This is a genomic window from Ensifer sp. Root142 (assembly GCF_001426785.1).
Lineage (GTDB): Bacteria > Pseudomonadota > Alphaproteobacteria > Rhizobiales > Rhizobiaceae > Ensifer > Ensifer canadensis.
In genome coordinates, this window is the sequence record NZ_LMFK01000023.1 from 29,977 (window position 1) to 47,607 (window position 17,631).

A 17,631-nucleotide genomic window follows, 5' to 3' on the forward strand; every position below is an offset into this window, starting at 1 on the left:
ATAGCGTTAGCGGCCGACGACGCAATCGCGACCACGCGCTTTCGCTGAATAGAGCCTGAGATCAGCCTCAGACAGCAGATGCGCAATCGCGACACCATCGTCAGGCGTGGACGACAATCCGATGCTGACGGTCACGGCTTTGCCATCGGGGGTGAAAACACCAGCGGACACCGCTAGCCGGATGGTCTCGGCATGCCTCAGCGCATCGGCATGCGACAATCCCGGGCACAGCACGACGAACTCTTCACCGCCATAACGAAAGAGCCGATCTCCCTGGCGCAAGCGTGCTTTCATCACTTCCACAAGCTTCTGCAGGATGCGGTCACCCTCCTGGTGGCCGAAGCGATCGTTGACGCCCTTGAAGTGATCGACGTCGATGATCAACAGACTGACCGCAGCTTTTGAGGCTACGGCAGCGCGCAGCATCTGCGGCCCTTCGATATCGAAGCGGCTGCGGTCGAGACATCCCGTCAGCGTGTCCTGGCCGGACCGTGAAAGCAGGTCTTCATAGCGTTCGCGGAAAGTCAGATCGTTGAAGATGTCGCCGAGAGGCCGGTCCGACATCGCCAGGAACGGATGGCGCGAAACATTGAGATAGAGGCCGATAGCGATGGCGTAGAAAGTCGCGGCCAGCATTTTCGCGATCCATCCGCCCCACAGCACCTCCATAGGCGCATCGTTCAGCCAGTGCAGAGCCGCGTAAAATGCCAATTGATCGAAGCTCAGGATCACGACACCGCAGATCAGGAAGCGGACGGTTACGAAGCGGCGCAACCATTTGCCGAGACGCTCGTAGAGCAGGATGATCAGGAGCGTATCGAGGTAGAGAACCAACGTCCCCCACACCATCAGCCCGCCCATTTCATCGATGAAGGCGATGTCGGCCGAACGGCCCGGAACAATCGAAACAGTCTCGTGCTGGCGCAGCAGCAGGCTGAGGATGACCGTGAGCAAGTTTCCCGCGAGCAGACCATAGATCGGCTGACGGACGGTCGCGGCATCCTCCTTCACGTAAAGCAAGAGGATGATCATCAGCTTGCCGGAGAAAAGCACGACCGATCCCGGAGAGACGATCCCGAACGGCAATTGCACGTAAAAGACCGCCGCCAGATAGGTTTCGATGAAATGCATCACGCCCAGGGCCGCGACAAAAACGCCGAGACCCAGCCGGGCACGAAGCTGCAACAACCAGATCATCGCCGTGACGTAGACCAGTGCTTCGCCGACGAAAATAATGAGATTGGCGTTGGGCATGCTGTTGAAAAGGTTCCGGTTTCGCCAGACAAACCGTTAGGTGGAAAGCTTAAAGAAAACTTTAGCTCGGTTGCAGACGGACCGGAATTGCAATGCGAGAATCAACTGCTTTGCGAAGTGTTGCCTTTCCGGCATAGTCGCGACCAACCCACCGTGGTTCGCATGTCAAATCAGAAACCGCGGATTGCACACGCAATGGCATTCATCAATGGAGGGCAAGCATGCAATCGACGACATCCCCGTTCCACCTCTCGCGCCGCTCGCTTCTGTCCGGCGTCGCCGCCGCCTCGGCGCTGGTAATGCTTCACCCCTTCTCCGCACGTGCTGCCGCCAACCAGGCGCATCTGCGCATCATGGAAACGACCGACCTGCACGTTCACGTCTTTCCCTACGACTACTACGGCGACAAGCCGAACGACACGCTGGGGCTAGCACGCACGGCCTCGATCGTCGACGCCATCCGGGCGGAGGCAACCAACTCGATCCTCGTCGATAACGGCGACTTCCTGCAGGGAAACCCGATGGGCGACTACATCGCCTATCAGCGTGGCATGAAGGATGGTGACATCCATCCTGTTATCGCTGCAATGAACGTGCTTGGCTACGATTGCGGCACGCTCGGCAACCACGAATTCAACTATGGCCTTGATTTCATGTTCAAGGTGCTGAACGGCGCCAACTTCCCGCTGGTCTGCGCCAACCTGACCAAGGGCGCGCTCGCCGCCGATGCCCGACAGGACCAGCTGTTCCTCAAGCCCTACGTCATTCTCGACCGCAAGGTGAAGGACGGTGCCGGCGCCGAGCATGCGATCCGGGTCGGGCTCATCGGTTTCGTGCCTCCGCAGATCATGTCCTGGGACGCAAAGCACCTTGAGGGCAAGGCCAATGCCCGCGATATCGTCACGGCGGCCCAAGCCTGGGTTCCGCAGATGCGCGAGGAAGGTGCCGATATCGTCATCGCGCTTTCCCACTCCGGCATCGGTCAGCAGGACTACGCCGAAAACCTCGAAAACGCATCGGTTCCGCTGGCCGCGGTCGAAGGCATCGACGCCATCGTGACCGGGCATAGCCATCTCGATTTCCCCGGTCCGAAGTTCGCCAAAATCGCCGGCGTCGACAATGCCAAGGGGCTGATTTCGGGCAAGCCCGGCGTCATGGGCGGGTTCTGGGGTTCGCATCTCGGCCTGATCGATCTGCTGATCGAACGCGAAGGCGGCGCCTGGCGCGTCATCAGCTCCACCAGCGAAGCGCGGCCGATCTACCGGCGCGAGGACAAGAAGGTGATCGCCGAGGTCGCCGAAAAGCCGGAAGTGCTGGCGGCGGCACAAAAGGAACACGAGGCAACACTTGCCTATGTTCGCACGCCGGTCGGCAAAAGCGCGGTGCCGCTCTATTCCTACTTCGCCCTGGTCGCCGACGATCCGTCTGTCCAGATCGTCAGCCAGGCGCAGACCTGGTACATCAAGGACATGCTGAAGGATACGGAGCACAAGGATCTGCCTGTGCTCTCCGCTGCGGCTCCATTCAAGGCCGGCGGTCGCGGCGGCGCCGACTACTACACCGACGTTCCGGCCGGCGACATCGCCATCAAGAACGTCGCCGATCTCTATCTCTACCCCAACACGGTCCAGGCCGTCGTCATCACCGGCGAGCAGGTGCGCAACTGGCTGGAAATGTCCGCAGGCATCTTCAACCAGGTGAAGGCTGGAGCCTCGGATGCAGCCCTGATCAACGGTGACTTTCCGTCCTACAACTTCGATGTCATCGACGGCGTCACTTACCAGATCGACCTGTCCGAGCCGCCGAAGTTCGACAAGGACGGCAATGCCATCAACCCGTCAGCCAATCGTATCAAGAACCTGAACTTCAATGGACAACCGATTGACCCGGCGCAGAAATTTGTCGTCGCGACGAACAACTACCGCGCCGGTGGCGGCGGCCATTTCCCTGATATCGCTGCCGACAAGGTGGTCTTCGTGGCACCCGACACCAACCGCGACGTAGTGGTTCGCTACATCATTGACCAGGGAACCATAAATCCGGCGGCCGATGCCAACTGGACCTTCGCGCCACTCGCGAACACCAGCGTCACGTTCGACAGCGGCCCGAAGGCAAGGCAGTTCCTGTCGCAGGTCAAAGGCGTGACGATCGAGGATGCGGGTGAAGCCGCAGAAGGATTCGCCCGTTTCCGCATCAAGCTGTGATGCCGAGTGCCCCCGCAAGGCGGGGGTACGTCCCCTGGCGTGGAGAACGGAAGTGCCGCTACCAGCAAATGCCAAAAGCGGCAATGCGGATGCTGAAGCAGCCATCAATCTGGACGTGAGTGAGCCGCTTGCGCTTACGATGGACACGAGCTCTTGACGCCAAGTCACTGCAATATTTTTATAAATCGGACGTCGCGGCTTGCCGCCAACAATCAGACTTGCCGCGACGGGGCGTCGTCAGAAAACAACGACGGTCCGGTCTGGTCGATGATCTGGCGGCCCTTGCGGAAAGCGGCATCGATCGCGTCTTGTTCGGACGTGAACAGATCGGCCCGGATGAAGCTGCGCACCCGCACGTCGCCTTCGGCGATCGTCTTCTCGATGCTGCCAGCCAGACGGAACTGCGAGCCTTCGCGCATCGGTGTCGCGCGGATCGTGCACTCTGCATAGGCTTCGGTTTTTCCCGATGCGCCTTGAGCCTCGTTTTCGGTGGAGCCGGAGCGGCCGAACAGTTTTGAGAAAAATGATGCCATGAGCAAGACTTAGACGCGACGGCGAAAGCTGTCAAAGCCAAAGTGTCGATGTCGACCCTCTGCCATTACGTCTCCGCCCACCAGCCGTCAGATGATCAGATTGGACAGGATCTCGTTCTCGGTGATGTCCTGATACCGCAGGCCGGCAGCGTCGAACCGCGACTTCAGGATCGGGAAATTCTCCGCGTGCTTGGTCTCTATGCCGATGAGGATCGAACCGAAATTGCGCGCGGACTTCTTCAAATATTCGAAGCGCGAGATATCGTCCTCGTCGCCGAGCAGGTTGAGGAAGTCGCGCAAGGCACCAGGGCGCTGCGCCATGCGCAGGATGAAATACTTCTTGAGCCCCGCATGCCGCATCGCCCGCTCCTTGACGTCAGGAAGACGCTCGAAGTCGAAGTTGCCGCCGGAGACGACGGCGATGACGGTCTTGCCTTCAAGCTTTTCGCGACCGATCGCGTCCAGCGCCGTGATCGACAATGCGCCTGCGGGCTCGAGCACAACGCCCTCGACATTCAACATGTCGATGATCGTCATGCAGATCGCGTTTTCCGGAAGCAGCATGACCTGGTCGGCAGAGAAGCGGCGAAGAGCCGCAAAATTCAGATCGCCGATCCGCCCGACAGCTGCGCCATCGACGAAGTTGTCGACTTGGTCGAGCGTGACAAGACTGCCGGTCTCGAGGCTCTGCCGGAGGCTCGGCGCGCCTGATGGTTCGCAGAAGACGAAATGGTCGGCGGCGACATCATCCTTCAGATAGCCGGTGACGCCGGCCGACAGGCCACCGCCACCGACCGGAAGCACGACGAGATCGGGCCTGACGCCCTCGGGCAATTGCTCGGCGATTTCAGCGGCAACAGTCGCCTGCCCTTCGATGATGTCGAGATGATCGAACGGCGGCACCATGACGCCATCGATCGTTTCCACATGCTCGCGCGCAGCCTTGTAGCATTGGTCGAAGATGTCGCCGACAAGGCGGATCGTGATGAACTCGCCGCCGAACATGCGGGTCTTGTCAATCTTCTGCTGCGGCGTGGTCACCGGCATGAAGACGACGCCAGGAACACTGAAATGCCGGCAGACGAAGGCGAAGCCCTGCGCGTGGTTGCCTGCCGAGGCGCACACGAAGGTCTTGCCCGTCGCGCCGGCACCAAGCACCTTGCGGAAGAAATTGAACGCGCCTCTGATCTTGTAGGAGCGAACCGGCGAAAGGTCCTCGCGCTTGAGGAAGATGTTGGCGCCGTACCTGGCGCTCAGATGTTCGTTCAATTGCAGCGGCGTGGCCGGAAAAATATCACGCATCGCCGTGGTTGCGTTGTCAACATCCTGCTTCGTCACGTGAGGTCATCCATTGAGTTTGCCGATGGCAGCCGCTATTGCACATTGCAGCGCTCGAGGCCATCGCTTTGACTCGAATCGACCGGCGGTGGACAATGTAACCGCTTCGCGCCTCGCCAGATCACGTAGTTTCATTTCCAGGAAATCGAACGTTTGAACGCAACCCTGATCCGGCATGCTGTGCACATCGCAGCGATCCTCGGCCTCTACCTGTCGGTGGCGATGCTCGTGCCGGCGATGGTCGACCTCTATTACGGCCATCGCGATTGGCAGATCTTTGCTGTATCCGCCTTCATGATCGGCGGCCTTTCGGCAGCGACGTTCATGGCGACGCGCATGGGACCGCCGCCGTTTTCGAAGAAGTTCGGCTTTCTGCTGGTCAACCTGCTCTGGGCGGTATTTTCAGTCGTCGGCGCCATCCCGCTGTGGCTGTCTTCATTGAAGCTCGACTTCGCGCAGGCGCTGTTCGAATCCGTCTCCGCCATCACGACAACCGGATCGACCGTCATCGTCGGGCTCGACGATGCGCCGCCGGGACTGCTCGTCTGGCGCTCGCTCTTGTGCTGGCTCGGCGGCATCGGCATCGTCGTCCTTGGCCTGTTCATCATCCCCTATCTCCGGGTTGGCGGCATGTCGTTCTTCAAGATGGAATCCTCCGATACGAGCGACAAGCCGTTCGCTCGCGTCGCAAGCTTCAGCCGCGCATTCCTTCTCATCTATATCTCGATCACGGTTCTCTGCACGATCGGGTACAACATGACGGGCATGAACCGGTTCGACGCGATCAATCATGCGATGTCGACGGTGGCGACGGGCGGTTTCTCGACGCATGATGCGTCATTCGGCTATTTCGGCAGTATCCCGCTGCTCTGGACGGCGACCTTCTTCATGGCGCTCTGCAGCCTGCCGTTCTCGATCCTGATCGTGCTTGTCGTGCGCGGCCGCCTCGACGCGCTTCGCGACCCGCAGATCATCGTCTTCCTCGGCTATCTCTCGGCCTTCTCGATCGCCGTGGCGATCTATCATCGCCTCGTCAGTGGCGTCGAGTTTCACCTGGCGCTTGCACATTCCTTCTTCAACATCACCTCGATCCTTTCGACCAGCGGCTATGCGAGCGAGGACTACAGCCTGTGGGGTCCCTTCGTGGTGATGGTCGCTTTCATCGCAACCTTCATGGGCGGCTGTTCCGGATCGACTGCCGGCGGCATCAAGGCCTATCGCTTCGTGGTGCTCTTCAACGCCATCCGCTCGGGCCTCAACAAGCTCATCTACCCCAATGCGATCTATGCCGTACGTTACGGTAACAACACTGTTGATGCCGATACGCAGCGCGCGATCTTCCTGTTCTTCACCACCTATATCCTGCTGTGGGTGCTGGGCAGCCTCGGCATGGGCGCGCTCGGCTATGATTTCATAACCGCGACCTCAGCGGTCATCACCTGCCTTTCCAATGTCGGTCCCGGCCTCGGCAGTCTCATTGGCCCGGCGGGCAACTTCTCGACACTCCAGGACCCGGAGCTTTATCTCCTGTCGCTGATGATGTTGCTGGGTCGTCTGGAAGTGCTGACCGTTCTGGTGATTCTGACGCCGATCTTCTGGAAACATTGACCATTGCCGCGCCGGCCCTATCGTCTTGACTCGATGCGGCAAATGCCGAAAGTCGCATCCAAGGGACAAAGGGGAACGTCATGGCGAAACATCGGTCACTGCTGGCGGTGCTAACCGCCGCAAGCATGCTCTGCATAAGCGTCGAGGCAAAGGCCGGGCCGCTCGTCGACGCCGCGACCAAGGCGGAACAATTGGCGACCTCCGGCGACCCGGCCAAAGCACGGGAACTCCTGCGGCAAGCGGTCGGTGATTTTTCGCAAACCCTGCCGTTCTCCATCGGCAAGGCCGTCTTCATCACCAAGGAACCGGCTGGCTATGCCATGTACGAGCCCAAGGACGGGACCGTCTTCAAGACCGGGGAAGCGCTCGTATCCTACGTCGAACCGGTCGGCCTCACCTGGAAGGACGCGGCCACCAAGGGCAAGTTGGAAACGCACTTCACCGTCGATTTCGACATCCTCAATCCCAAGGGCGATATCCTTGCCGGGCAGAAGGCATTTGGCGACTTCACCTTCACCGGTTACCTCAAGAACCAGGAGATCTATTCGACCCTGACGATCGACGTTTCCGGGGCTCCGGTCGGTGACTACGTGCTGCGCTTCCATTTCAACGATATCAACAGCGGCAAGACAGCGACGATCGATCAGCCGTTCAAGATAGCCGGACCGTGAGACAATGCCTGACATGATTACGACGATCGGCTTCGATGCCGATGATACGCTTTGGCAAAACGAACAGTTCTATCGCCTGACCGAGGCGCGCTTCGCCGAACTGCTCAAGGACCATGCCGACACGGAAAGCCTGCCCGCACGGCTGCTGGCCGCCGAAAAGCGCAACCTCGGCCTGTACGGTTTTGGCATCAAGGGCTTCGTGCTGTCGATGGTGGAGACCGCTGTCGACGTGACGGACGGGCGCGTCCCGTCATCGGTGATCGCAGAAATCCTTGCGGCCGGACGCGAGATGCTGGTCCACCCGGTCGAGCCGCTGCCACATGTCAAGGAAACGCTCGAGACGCTTCATGGCACCTTCCGGTTGGTGATGATTACCAAGGGCGACCTCTTCGACCAGGAGCGCAAGCTCGCCGCCTCTGGATTGGGCGATTACTTCAACGCCGTCGAAATCGTCAGCGACAAAACGGCCGCCACATACGATCGCATCTTCACACGCCACGGCGACGGCCCGGCGAAAAGCCTGATGGTCGGCAACTCGTTGAAGTCCGACATCGTCCCTGCCCTCGAGGCCGGCAGTTGGGGCATCTATGTGCCGCATGCCCTCACCTGGGCATTCGAGCATCACGACAAACCCGACAGCCATCCGCGCTTCCGCGAGATCGCCGATCTCGGTGGTCTGTCGGATGCACTGCAAACGTTGCCCGACGACAGCGCCGCGCGTCTAAATAAGACGCGCTAAGGTCGCTGTAGCCCTTTGAATTGCTGCCTGTTTTTATCCTTAAATCGAATAGGATTTAAGGAACCATGCAGTAGGGCTCTCGCCTGGACCAGAGCGGCTTTGACATCGTAAGTTGCGATGACGAGGCTTGTGGTCCTGCGCTTTAGGGCGACCCGAAAAGAGCTATGAAATCCGAACGAATCGGAGAAAGCTGCGGGAAACCGAAAGGCACGTTGAGGGAGAAACAGTTTGGCGGAGCTATTCGGGGCCACTGTCGCCATGGCGTTCACCAGCATGCTGATCGGGTGGATTGTCAGGAAGCTTTCCTCCACGGGCGTCTTTGCATCTCGCCTTGTCGGCTTGGCAATAATGCTGTTCATCGCACCGCCGATCTACATTTTCGCGTCAGGCGGCCCGTATTTCCAGGCATTCTTCGCCTATAGCCTTGGAGCACTGCTTGCTGGCGCGATCTTCTATTGTCTGCGCCAGAAGGAAAAGGACGCATAAACTCCGCCCGATCCAAAGCGCCTTCCGCTTTGCGGCCGTCGAAATAGCCCGGTCCACGGCCCGGCAGCGGGCCCGAAATTGCAATGCAGAGCGTATGTGCGCGTGCAGACGACCGGGTATCGCAGAGACGCTGGCAGCCATCGCACCGCTCGCGGAATCGGCCAGATCTGTGTTATGTGCCGCCATCAATCGAAATCGAGGTGATCGACATGGCCGAAAATTGGGAAAAGCCCGTAGCTTTGGCCCTGGAGGGACCGGAGAAATACACGACCATTACGAACACGACCGAAGCGTCCTGGGCGATGATCGAGGACTGGCCGCTCGAAGACAGCGCGCTGCTGACACTGGCACTCGATACGTGTGCTGCCGTGATCGAGGGCAAGCAACCGGCAGAGGCCGCCCGCAAAGCCTTCATCGATGCTGCGCGCGAAGCGGGCATTCCCGTCCGGGAGTAACCTTGCGCCCCGGGATAGAGCCCGGCTTACCCCTGTTACAAATGTACCTAAAGCGACGCGCGTCTTATTAGACGCGCAAGGTCGCTGTAGCACTTTGAATTACTGCAGGTTTCCTTAAATCGAATACGATTTAAGGAAAGTAGGTCGCCCTCCGGTGGATCGGCACTACCGGCTTCAAAGGCAAATTGGTCGCGCCCAATATAAAGCGACGCCTAAAACATGCCGAACGAGGCGCGAACATCCACAGTACGAACCCGGCCTACCCTTCCCCAATAACCCATTTGAGGGAGGAACAATTGGTGAAAGCGCCGGCAGCGGCTGAGGTCGTCCGGCTGCTCCAAACTCACCGTGAGGCTCACGCTATCGGCCAGCAAGAACGCGACAATCAAGTTTGGATGCAGAACCGCTTCGCCTTCGGACGATCCGCAACAATAAAGACTTCTGAAGACGCCATTTTTCGTTTCTCGACAGCCATTCGACAGCTGCCGTTCAGCTTCAATTAAGCCTAACTCCCAAATAGTGGGGACGATCATAAATCGAGGAAATCTGTGGTGGCGCTTCCCGGACCGGCTTTCATTCTCGCTCTCGTCGCCTTCATCGTCGTGGTACCTCTTGCGGCCAAGAAGGCTGAAGAGGGCCGGATTTACAGCCACAGCATCGCCACGAACTTCTAAACTGACGCCGCAGGTCTGCAACACGCCCCGGCGCACATCTCCTAAAGCTTGCCGTAACCATTCCTAGGTTTCGCCACCTCGACCGCGGTCGAAATACGGCATCTGCCGTATGTCACTGATCTCCCTGCCGATCTACGCCAAGGTTCCCCGTTTGCTAACCGTAGTGCGCCGGGTTCGAACCAAGGAGACTATCAATGAAGATCATCATTGCCGCAGTGGCATCGCTCGCGTTTGCCGGCTCGGCCTTCGCCGCTGTGTCGTCCGCGCCTGTCGAAAAGCAGACAGCCGTCAAGACCCACATCGGTCTTGAACTGGCCTATGGCCGGAATCGCATGAACGCTATAAGTCGTGATGGACCTCCAGCCTCGGAAAAAAAAGGCACAGGATAAACGTGGGGCTGCATCGAGTAACGGTAAGTCTTTTTACAACGGCAACTGAATTTTAGGAAAGGGCGGCCTCGGTCGCCCTGATTTCCGGATATTTTCACCCATGGTCGGGCGCACGCCCTTGGCGTATTTGCCCTGGCCCGAAACCCTATGTAGCGCATCGAACACCGGCGCGCGTTCCGCGGGCGTTGTTTCAAACCAGTGAGGGCAACACGGGCACATGAACTGGGCAACGAAAAATCCGCTGTTAGCCCTTCCAAAACGATAACGCCCAAGGTACTGAAAACGCCCAGTGCGGGCGTGGCGAAACTGGTAGACGCAAGAGACTTAAAATCTCTCGGCCTCGGCTGTGCGGGTTCGATCCCCGCCGCCCGCACCAGATGGCTGTTGCGGAAAGTGCTTCACGCGCAACACAGCGCGCCTACCCGCTCACCGGATGGCCCTACGTAAGTCCGCCTTTAGTTGGTGTGCCGCTTAGTGGTAGTAGAAGCAATCGCATTCGGCCCGCTGAGCATCATCGTGCCAGACCCTGACCGCCAGTTTCGTGCAGGCTCCCTTGTCCTCTAACCGCAGGCCAAGCAGGGAAACCGCTGCCGCCTTAGGGTTGAGTGCATCGACTTCAATTGCCGACCCTACCTGTTGCACGCCATTGCGGGCGGTCCAGGTGAAGATCTGAACGCTGTAGTGTTGCATTGAAAATCCTCCGCTATGCAGATGCAGTGGACGCAATACTCTTGCAGAAGCTTACGTGGAACGGACCGATCAAATTGTCCGAAAAGTCTGTCAACCGTCTTCGACGGTTGCCTCGGGTCGGTCACCGCCATCGGTATGCTCGAAGTGCCAGTCGCCTTTTTCGTCCTGGAAACTGATATCCTCGTCGTCGCCGCCGACCTGCTGTTCAGCCGCTGCGGCCTTGGCGGCCGCCAGCGCCATTTCTCGGCTGGGAAAGGGTTCCGAAAAAGCGTCGGCTGCCTTGTAGGCCCAACCGCCGTCGTGGGGAACGATGGAGTACGTGATGCGCGCCATGCTTCTCTCCCTGCACTCCGAAAGGCAATCCCGCCTTTCGCGGGCCGTTACCGCCCGGCCCAATATTCCTCCTCGTCAATGGCATTCTCATGCCGAACGGGGCGGATATTAACACAGGAATAGGCCGATAGGCCACTTTCGCGAATCAGAATGTGACAGGCCGTGCAACAACGAAAAAGCGGCCCTTTGCGGGGGCCGCTTTCCTTGTGATCTTTCAAGTCTTTTCCGTGGCTTAGGCTGACAGCTTCGTCGCAATCTTGGCGACATGCGCACCCTGATAGCGAGCGGCATCGAGCTCGACCGCCGAAGGCTGGCGCGCGCCGTCAGCGCCGGTGATGGTCGAAGCGCCGTAGGGCGAACCGCCCTTGATCTCTTCAAGACCCATCTGTCCCTGGAAGGCATAGGGAAGGCCGACGACGACCATGCCGTGGTGCATCAGGGTCGGAATGAAGCCGAGAATGGTTGTTTCCTGGCCGCCATGCTGCGTTGCCGATGACGTGAAGGCCGAGCCTACCTTGCCGACCAGCTTGCCCTGCGCCCAGAGAGACCCGGTCTGGTCGATGAAGTTGCGCATCTGCGAGGCAACGGTGCCGTAGCGTGTGCCGGCGCCAAAGATGATGGCGTCATAGTCCGCCAGTTCGTCGATAGTTGCGATCGGTGCGGCCTGATCCACCTTGTAGTACGATGCCTTGGCAACGTCTTCCGAGACCAGTTCGGGAACGCGCTTGACGACGACGTCGGCACCTGCCGATTTGGCGCCTTCCGCAACCGCGTTGGCCATCGTTTCGATGTGTCCATATGCCGAATAGTAGAGAACGAGAACCTTGGCCATAAATGCTCCTTTGGATTCAGGCAATTCCGCTTGATTACCGTCGCCTGCAGGATTTATCAAAATGCGTCCGGTTGCCAGGAGCCGTACGGTCAACAGAGCGTCCTCAATTCTCGAACAATCACCTGATGCTACTGAACAATCATCTCACATAAGCAGGATCGCCAATGAGCAGCCCTAAGATCGTTACTGCCGCCATGGTCGCCATTGGCGACGAGCTGCTGTCCGGCAGGACCAAGGACAAGAACATCGGCCATCTCGCCGACATGATGACGATGGTCGGGATCGATCTGCGCGAGGTCCGCATCGTTCCCGACGAGGAAGCCTCGATCGTCGACGCCATCAACGCCGTGCGCGAGCGCTATGACTACGTCTTTACGTCTGGTGGGATCGGGCCGACCCATGACGACATCACGGCCGACGCGGTCTCGAAGGCTTTCGCTGTAGACTGCATCTATGACGAACGAGCCATGACACTGCTCGGCGCGATGTACGAACGCCGCGGCATGGAATTCTCGGACGCGCGCAAGCGCATGGCGCGCATGCCGGAGGGTTCCCGATTGATCCCCAACCCGGTCTCCACCGCACCGGGCTTTGCCATTGGCAACGTGCACGTGATGGCCGGCGTGCCACAGGTGTTCCAGGCGATGCTCGACGCGATCATGCCGGATCTGCAGACCGGTACGCCGTTGCTCTCGCAATCGGTCCGCTCGCCCTATGGGGAAGGCGACATCGGCACGCCGCTGACCGAAGTGCAGAAGAACCATCCGGAGACGAGCATCGGCTCCTACCCCAAATTCGACGGCAAGGTCTTCTCCACCGACATCGTCGTGCGGGCGCGCGATCCGCAGGCTTTGTCGGCGGCCGCTGCCGATGTGCAGGCAATGATCGATACGATCACCGCCTCCCGCGCCAAAGTCTGACGGCCGGCGGGAGGAGCCGGCAGATGTGGAAGGATGCGAAGCTCTTGCGCACCGGCCGTCATTGCCGCTATTGCATGTCGGCAAATCAGGATGAAGCGTCAGCGCCTGCCCGATCTGCCGGATGCTTCGCCTTTACCTCGTCCAGACAAGCCGGAGCCCAGAAATGTCCCTGCCCGATAAAGCCTTCCCCGTTTCCTGGGATCAGTTCCACCGCGACGCGCGCGCGCTTGCCTGGCGGCTGGCCGACCAGGGGCAGGAATGGCGTGCCATGGTCTGCATCACGCGCGGCGGACTCGTGCCGGCGGCCATTATCTGCCGTGAGCTCAATATCCGCATGATCGAGACGGTGTGCATCGCTTCCTACCACGACTACGACACGCAGGGACAGATGAAGGTGCTGAAGGGCATCGCGCCTGAGATTGCCAAGGATGGCGGCGAAGGCGTGCTGATCATCGACGACCTGACCGATACCGGCAAGACGGCAGCCGAAGTTCGAGCCATGCTGCCGAAGGCACATTTTGCCGCCGTTTACGCCAAGCCCAAGGGCCGGCCGATGGTTGACACGTTCGTGACCGAAGTGAGCCAGGACACCTGGATCTACTTTCCGTGGGATCTGGGCTTCACCTATCAGGAGCCGATCGCCAAGGGAACGCGCGGCTAATAATCAGCTAATGCCAACATGTACGCCCTCGGCTCGCGCCAGCGAACCGAGGGCTTTTTTTACAACGCCGAACGCTTCAGCCAAGCGGCGGGATCGACGTCACCAAGGTTTCGGCCGTCAACCCCGGTCCGGCACGCGCACCGGCAGCACCATGGCGCCAGACACCGGCCGCGGCAGCCTCGAAGGCCGGCATGCCCTGCGCCAGATGCGCACCGACAATGCCTGCGAGAACATCGCCGGATCCCGCCGTTGCCAGTGACGGCGGGGCGTTGGCGTTCACGGCAACCTTCCCATCCGCCCCCGCGATGACGGTATCGGCTCCCTTGTAGACAATTGTGGCGTGGCTGATCCGCGCCGCCGCCTGGGCCTTCTCGATCTTCGACAGCTTTTCGTCGCGAGCGATCTCGGGGAAGAGCCTGGCAAACTCGCCCTCATGCGGAGTCATCACCACCCTGCCGGCCGCAACCGCCAGCCGCTCGAACAATTCTGACCTGCGCTCCTGAAACGACGTGATGCCGTCCGCATCGAGAACCAGCGCGCGGTCGCAAAGTTGTAGCGCAAAGTCGCACGCTCGGTCGCCAACGCCGAACCCGGGCCCGAGAACAAAAGCGCCGAGCCTTGTGTCCCGCAACCAATGCTCCAGGTCCTGCCGATCATCGATCTCCCTCAGCATCACCGCCGTCAGTTGTGCCGCATTGATATCAAGAGCCGATTTCGGTGACGCCACCGTCACCAGACCGGCCCCGGCGGCAAGACCGGCCGCTGCCGACAGCCGCGCGGCACCAGTCGCCTGAGCTCCTCCCGAGAAGACAACCAGATGGCCACGGCGGAACTTGTGGGTCGACGCGTCAAGCCTTGACGCCTGATCTGACCAGAGCGCCGGCGTGTTGAGGCGCCAGCCGCCGCCTTGCGCCTGCACGATGCGAGCCGGTATGCCGATATCGACTACGTCAAGCGCGCCGGACAGGGAGCGGCCGGGAAGCAGCAGATGACCCGGCTTCCTCGCCATGAAGGTGATCGTGTGGCTTGCCGCGAATGCCGCCCCCCGGATTTGCCCGGTTCGACCGTCAACGCCGCTCGGCAGGTCGACGGCAATGACGGGCACGCCCTTAGCGTTGATCCTTTCAATTACTTGCACCACCTGTTCCGGCAGATCGCGCGAGAGCCCTGCGCCGAAGAGTGCATCGACGACAACATCTCCAAGATGCGGCACGAGCGAAGCAAGCGGATCTATCGCGCCATCCCACAGTTGCCGTGCACGGTCCGCATCGCCAGAAAGGGCGGCGGCCGGGTCGCCGAAGGCGAAAACGGCAACGTTCGCACCGCACTCGGCAAGCGCTGATGCCGCGACATAGCCGTCGCCACCATTGTTGCCGGGGCCGCACAGCACGACATAGCGTTGTGCCTGCGGAAACAACCTGAGCACTGCGGCAGCCACTGCCAACCCGGCGCTGCGCATCAGCAGGAAGCTGTCGATCCCCGATTGCGCGGCTGCCAGGTCTATAGCCGCCATTTCGGCCGGCGTAATCAACACGTCATGAAGCGAAGAGTGCATGCCTCAGACTTAACGCTCTGCGCCGGCCAACGGCAAGTGGCACGCACAAAATGCTATCTGCTCATCTTTGATGCATCTGCACATATTTATTGCTTAAATAACGTGCTTTGATGCCTTCCACGACCAGACCATCGTCGCAAATCCGAGGACACCGGTGGAAAACTTATAAAAAATAGGCAGACCTCCTGGCGGCAAAGGCATGGAAAGCAGCCACCGCTCGTCACCCAAAAGAAATTTTGCCACTCGGCAATCATTTTGCAGAAAAACTGGCATGCAACGTGCATATTGAGCGGCGAGCGGGCATGATCCTGCTTTAAAGGGAGAAGCGGAGAGACATTTTCTCATGAAAAAGATCGAAGCGATCATAAAACCCTTCAAGCTCGACGAAGTGAAGGAAGCCCTTCAGGAAGTCGGCCTGCAGGGCATTACCGTCACGGAAGCAAAGGGCTTCGGTCGACAGAAGGGTCACACGGAGCTGTATCGCGGCGCCGAATACGTCGTGGACTTCCTGCCGAAGGTAAAGGTCGAAGTGGTGCTGGCGGACGAAAACGCGGAGGCTGTCATCGAGGCAATCCGCAATGCTGCACAAACCGGCCGGATTGGCGACGGAAAGATTTTCGTTTCCAACATTGAGGAAGTCATCCGAATTCGTACCGGCGAAACCGGCCTCGACGCCATCTGATCCTCAGGGGCCACTCGGCCCTGCACTTTTCAAACCTCGTCATCTCACACAGGGAATTACTGACAATGACGACTGCAAGCGATATTCTGAAGCAAATCAAGGACAACGACGTCAAGTTCGTCGACCTGCGCTTTACCGACCCCAAGGGCAAGCTGCAGCATGTAACGATGGATGTCGTCTGCGTCGACGAAGACATGTTCGCCGACGGCGTCATGTTCGACGGTTCCTCGATTGGCGGCTGGAAGGCCATCAACGAGTCCGACATGGTGCTGATGCCCGATCCGGAAACAGCGCATATGGACCCGTTCTTCGCGCAGTCGACGATGGTCATCATCTGCGACATTCTCGATCCGGTTTCGGGCGAAGCCTACAACCGCGACCCGCGCGGCACGGCAAAGAAGGCCGAAGCCTACCTGAAGGCCTCCGGTATCGGCGACACCGTCTTCGTTGGCCCGGAAGCCGAATTCTTCGTCTTCGACGACGTCAAGTACAAGGCCGATCCTTATAACACCGGCTTCAAGCTCGACTCCTCGGAACTGCCGTCCAACGACGACACTGACTACGAGACCGGCAACCTCGGCCACCGTCCGCGCGTCAAGGGCGGCTATTTCCCGGTCCCGCCGATCGACAGCTGCCAGGACATGCGCTCCGAAATGCTGACGGTTCTGTCCGAAATGGGCGTCACCGTCGAAAAGCATCACCATGAGGTGGCCGCTGCGCAGCACGAACTCGGCGTCAAGTTCGATGCTCTGGTTCGCAACGCCGACAAGATGCAGATCTACAAGTACGTCGTGCATCAGGTCGCAAACGCCTATGGCAAGACCGCAACCTTCATGCCGAAGCCGATCTTCGGCGACAACGGCTCGGGCATGCACGTGCACCTGTCGATCTGGAAGGACGGCAAGCCGACCTTCGCAGGCGACGAATATGCCGGCCTGTCGGAAAGCTGCCTCTACTTCATCGGCGGCATCATCAAGCATGCAAAATCGCTGAACGCCTTCACCAACCCGTCGACGAATTCCTACAAGCGTCTCGTCCCCGGCTACGAAGCCCCGGTTCTGCTTGCCTATTCCGCCCGCAACCGCTCGGCATCGTGCCGCATTCCGTTCGGCACCAACCCGAAGGCCAAGCGCGTCGAAGTCCGCTTCCCGGATCCGACCGCCAACCCCTACCTCGCCTTCGCAGCGATGCTGATGGCCGGCCTCGACGGCATCAAGAACAAGCTGCATCCGGGCAAGGCCATGGACAAGGACCTCTATGACCTGCCGCCGAAGGAACTGAAGAAGATCCCGACCGTTTGCGGCTCGCTGCGCGAAGCGCTCGAAAGCCTCGACAAGGATCGCAAGTACCTGACCGCCGGCGGCGTCTTCGACGACGATCAGATCGATTCCTTCATCGAACTGAAGATGCAGGAAGTCATGCGTTACGAAATGACCCCGCACCCGGTTGAGTACGACATGTACTACTCGGTCTAAGACCGACGGGTCGGACGGCGGATGCCGCACCCGGCCCGAAACGACGTGGCAAGCCGGCGGGGTTCAAGGGACCCCGTCGGCTTGTTTTTTAGGGGCAACCTGCCGCGGAGGTGTAAGAAGGCAGGGAAGACG

General features: G+C 59.7%; 20 protein-coding genes and 1 tRNA gene. 14 read left to right on the forward strand and 7 right to left on the reverse strand.

What is annotated here, in order from left to right:
* Positions 1-6: 6 nt before the first annotated feature.
* Positions 7-1,254, reverse strand: coding sequence for a GGDEF domain-containing protein (locus ASD52_RS21215; protein ID WP_025427033.1), 1,248 nt, complete (start codon positions 1,252-1,254; stop codon positions 7-9).
* A gap of 221 nt (positions 1,255-1,475) precedes the next feature.
* On the opposite strand from ASD52_RS21215, the gene ASD52_RS21220 reads away from it, so the two are divergent.
* Entirely contained in the window at positions 1,476-3,458 is a 1,983-nt protein-coding gene (locus ASD52_RS21220) for a bifunctional 2',3'-cyclic-nucleotide 2'-phosphodiesterase/3'-nucleotidase (protein WP_025427032.1), read from the forward strand.
* Positions 3,459-3,670: 212 nt separating this feature from the next.
* Here the strand turns inward: ASD52_RS21220 and ASD52_RS21225 are convergent, their stop codons facing one another.
* Both ASD52_RS21225 and ilvA read right to left on the reverse strand, forming a co-directional pair.
* Positions 3,671-3,991, reverse strand: a complete 321-nt coding sequence (locus ASD52_RS21225; protein ID WP_025427031.1) for an HlyU family transcriptional regulator — start codon at positions 3,989-3,991, stop codon at positions 3,671-3,673.
* A gap of 87 nt (positions 3,992-4,078) precedes the next feature.
* A complete protein-coding gene (gene ilvA / locus ASD52_RS21230) occupies positions 4,079-5,329 on the reverse strand; it encodes a threonine ammonia-lyase (protein WP_025427030.1) in 1,251 nt (416 codons plus the stop codon).
* A 153-nt stretch (positions 5,330-5,482) separates the two neighbouring features.
* On the opposite strand from ilvA, the gene ASD52_RS21235 reads away from it, so the two are divergent.
* The 9 genes from ASD52_RS21235 to ASD52_RS21270 all read left to right on the forward strand — a co-directional run bounded on the left by ASD52_RS21235 (position 5,483) and on the right by ASD52_RS21270 (position 10,727).
* The gene (locus tag ASD52_RS21235) at positions 5,483-6,937 is read left to right on the forward strand and encodes a TrkH family potassium uptake protein (protein WP_025427029.1); all 1,455 of its coding nucleotides are present in this window, start codon (positions 5,483-5,485) and stop codon (positions 6,935-6,937) included.
* Positions 6,938-7,017: 80 nt separating this feature from the next.
* Complete coding sequence (locus tag ASD52_RS21240; protein WP_025427028.1) at positions 7,018-7,608, forward strand: hypothetical protein; 591 nt, start codon at positions 7,018-7,020, stop codon at positions 7,606-7,608.
* Positions 7,609-7,612: 4 nt separating this feature from the next.
* Positions 7,613-8,347, forward strand: coding sequence for an HAD family hydrolase (locus ASD52_RS21245; RefSeq protein ID WP_057210396.1), 735 nt, complete (start codon positions 7,613-7,615; stop codon positions 8,345-8,347).
* A 228-nt stretch (positions 8,348-8,575) separates the two neighbouring features.
* A complete protein-coding gene (locus ASD52_RS21250) occupies positions 8,576-8,833 on the forward strand; it encodes a hypothetical protein (protein ID WP_025427026.1) in 258 nt (85 codons plus the stop codon).
* 209 nt (positions 8,834-9,042) lie between these two features.
* A complete protein-coding gene (locus ASD52_RS21255) occupies positions 9,043-9,288 on the forward strand; it encodes a DUF982 domain-containing protein (protein WP_025427025.1) in 246 nt (81 codons plus the stop codon).
* A gap of 299 nt (positions 9,289-9,587) precedes the next feature.
* Positions 9,588-9,791, forward strand: a complete 204-nt coding sequence (locus tag ASD52_RS21260) for a hypothetical protein (protein WP_128090372.1) — start codon at positions 9,588-9,590, stop codon at positions 9,789-9,791.
* A 48-nt stretch (positions 9,792-9,839) separates the two neighbouring features.
* Positions 9,840-9,962 (forward strand): hypothetical protein, encoded by a 123-nt coding sequence (locus ASD52_RS40630; protein ID WP_255569942.1) that lies wholly within the window; start codon positions 9,840-9,842, stop codon positions 9,960-9,962.
* A gap of 194 nt (positions 9,963-10,156) precedes the next feature.
* The gene (locus tag ASD52_RS21265; protein WP_057225466.1) at positions 10,157-10,351 is read left to right on the forward strand and encodes a hypothetical protein; all 195 of its coding nucleotides are present in this window, start codon (positions 10,157-10,159) and stop codon (positions 10,349-10,351) included.
* Positions 10,352-10,642: 291 nt separating this feature from the next.
* Positions 10,643-10,727 (forward strand) — tRNA-Leu (locus ASD52_RS21270).
* Between the two features lie 95 nt (positions 10,728-10,822).
* On the opposite strand, the gene ASD52_RS21275 is transcribed toward ASD52_RS21270, so the two are convergent.
* The 3 genes from ASD52_RS21275 to wrbA form a co-directional block, all read right to left on the reverse strand.
* Complete coding sequence (locus tag ASD52_RS21275) at positions 10,823-11,041, reverse strand: hypothetical protein (protein WP_025427022.1); 219 nt, start codon at positions 11,039-11,041, stop codon at positions 10,823-10,825.
* Positions 11,042-11,131: 90 nt separating this feature from the next.
* Positions 11,132-11,374 (reverse strand): DUF2188 domain-containing protein, encoded by a 243-nt coding sequence (locus tag ASD52_RS21280; RefSeq protein WP_025427021.1) that lies wholly within the window; start codon positions 11,372-11,374, stop codon positions 11,132-11,134.
* Positions 11,375-11,606: 232 nt separating this feature from the next.
* A complete protein-coding gene (wrbA, locus tag ASD52_RS21285; RefSeq protein WP_025427020.1) occupies positions 11,607-12,206 on the reverse strand; it encodes an NAD(P)H:quinone oxidoreductase in 600 nt (199 codons plus the stop codon).
* 164 nt (positions 12,207-12,370) lie between these two features.
* Between wrbA and ASD52_RS21290 the strand changes: the two genes are divergently transcribed.
* Together ASD52_RS21290 and gpt are read left to right on the forward strand one after the other, a co-directional pair.
* Entirely contained in the window at positions 12,371-13,126 is a 756-nt protein-coding gene (locus ASD52_RS21290) for a competence/damage-inducible protein A (protein ID WP_025427019.1), read from the forward strand.
* A gap of 163 nt (positions 13,127-13,289) precedes the next feature.
* Complete coding sequence (gpt, locus tag ASD52_RS21295; RefSeq protein ID WP_025427018.1) at positions 13,290-13,787, forward strand: xanthine phosphoribosyltransferase; 498 nt, start codon at positions 13,290-13,292, stop codon at positions 13,785-13,787.
* A 76-nt stretch (positions 13,788-13,863) separates the two neighbouring features.
* Here gpt and ASD52_RS21300 read toward each other — a convergent pair whose 3' ends face one another.
* Complete coding sequence (locus ASD52_RS21300; RefSeq protein ID WP_057209392.1) at positions 13,864-15,342, reverse strand: bifunctional ADP-dependent NAD(P)H-hydrate dehydratase/NAD(P)H-hydrate epimerase; 1,479 nt, start codon at positions 15,340-15,342, stop codon at positions 13,864-13,866.
* Between the two features lie 343 nt (positions 15,343-15,685).
* Here ASD52_RS21300 and ASD52_RS21305 point away from each other — a divergent pair, with 343 nt between their 5' ends.
* Both ASD52_RS21305 and glnA read left to right on the forward strand, forming a co-directional pair.
* Positions 15,686-16,024: a P-II family nitrogen regulator gene (locus ASD52_RS21305; protein WP_025427016.1), complete on the forward strand. Its 339-nt coding sequence runs from the start codon at positions 15,686-15,688 to the stop codon at positions 16,022-16,024.
* 65 nt (positions 16,025-16,089) lie between these two features.
* Positions 16,090-17,499 (forward strand): type I glutamate--ammonia ligase, encoded by a 1,410-nt coding sequence (glnA, locus tag ASD52_RS21310; protein WP_025427015.1) that lies wholly within the window; start codon positions 16,090-16,092, stop codon positions 17,497-17,499.
* The last annotated feature ends 132 nt before the right edge of the window (positions 17,500-17,631 follow it).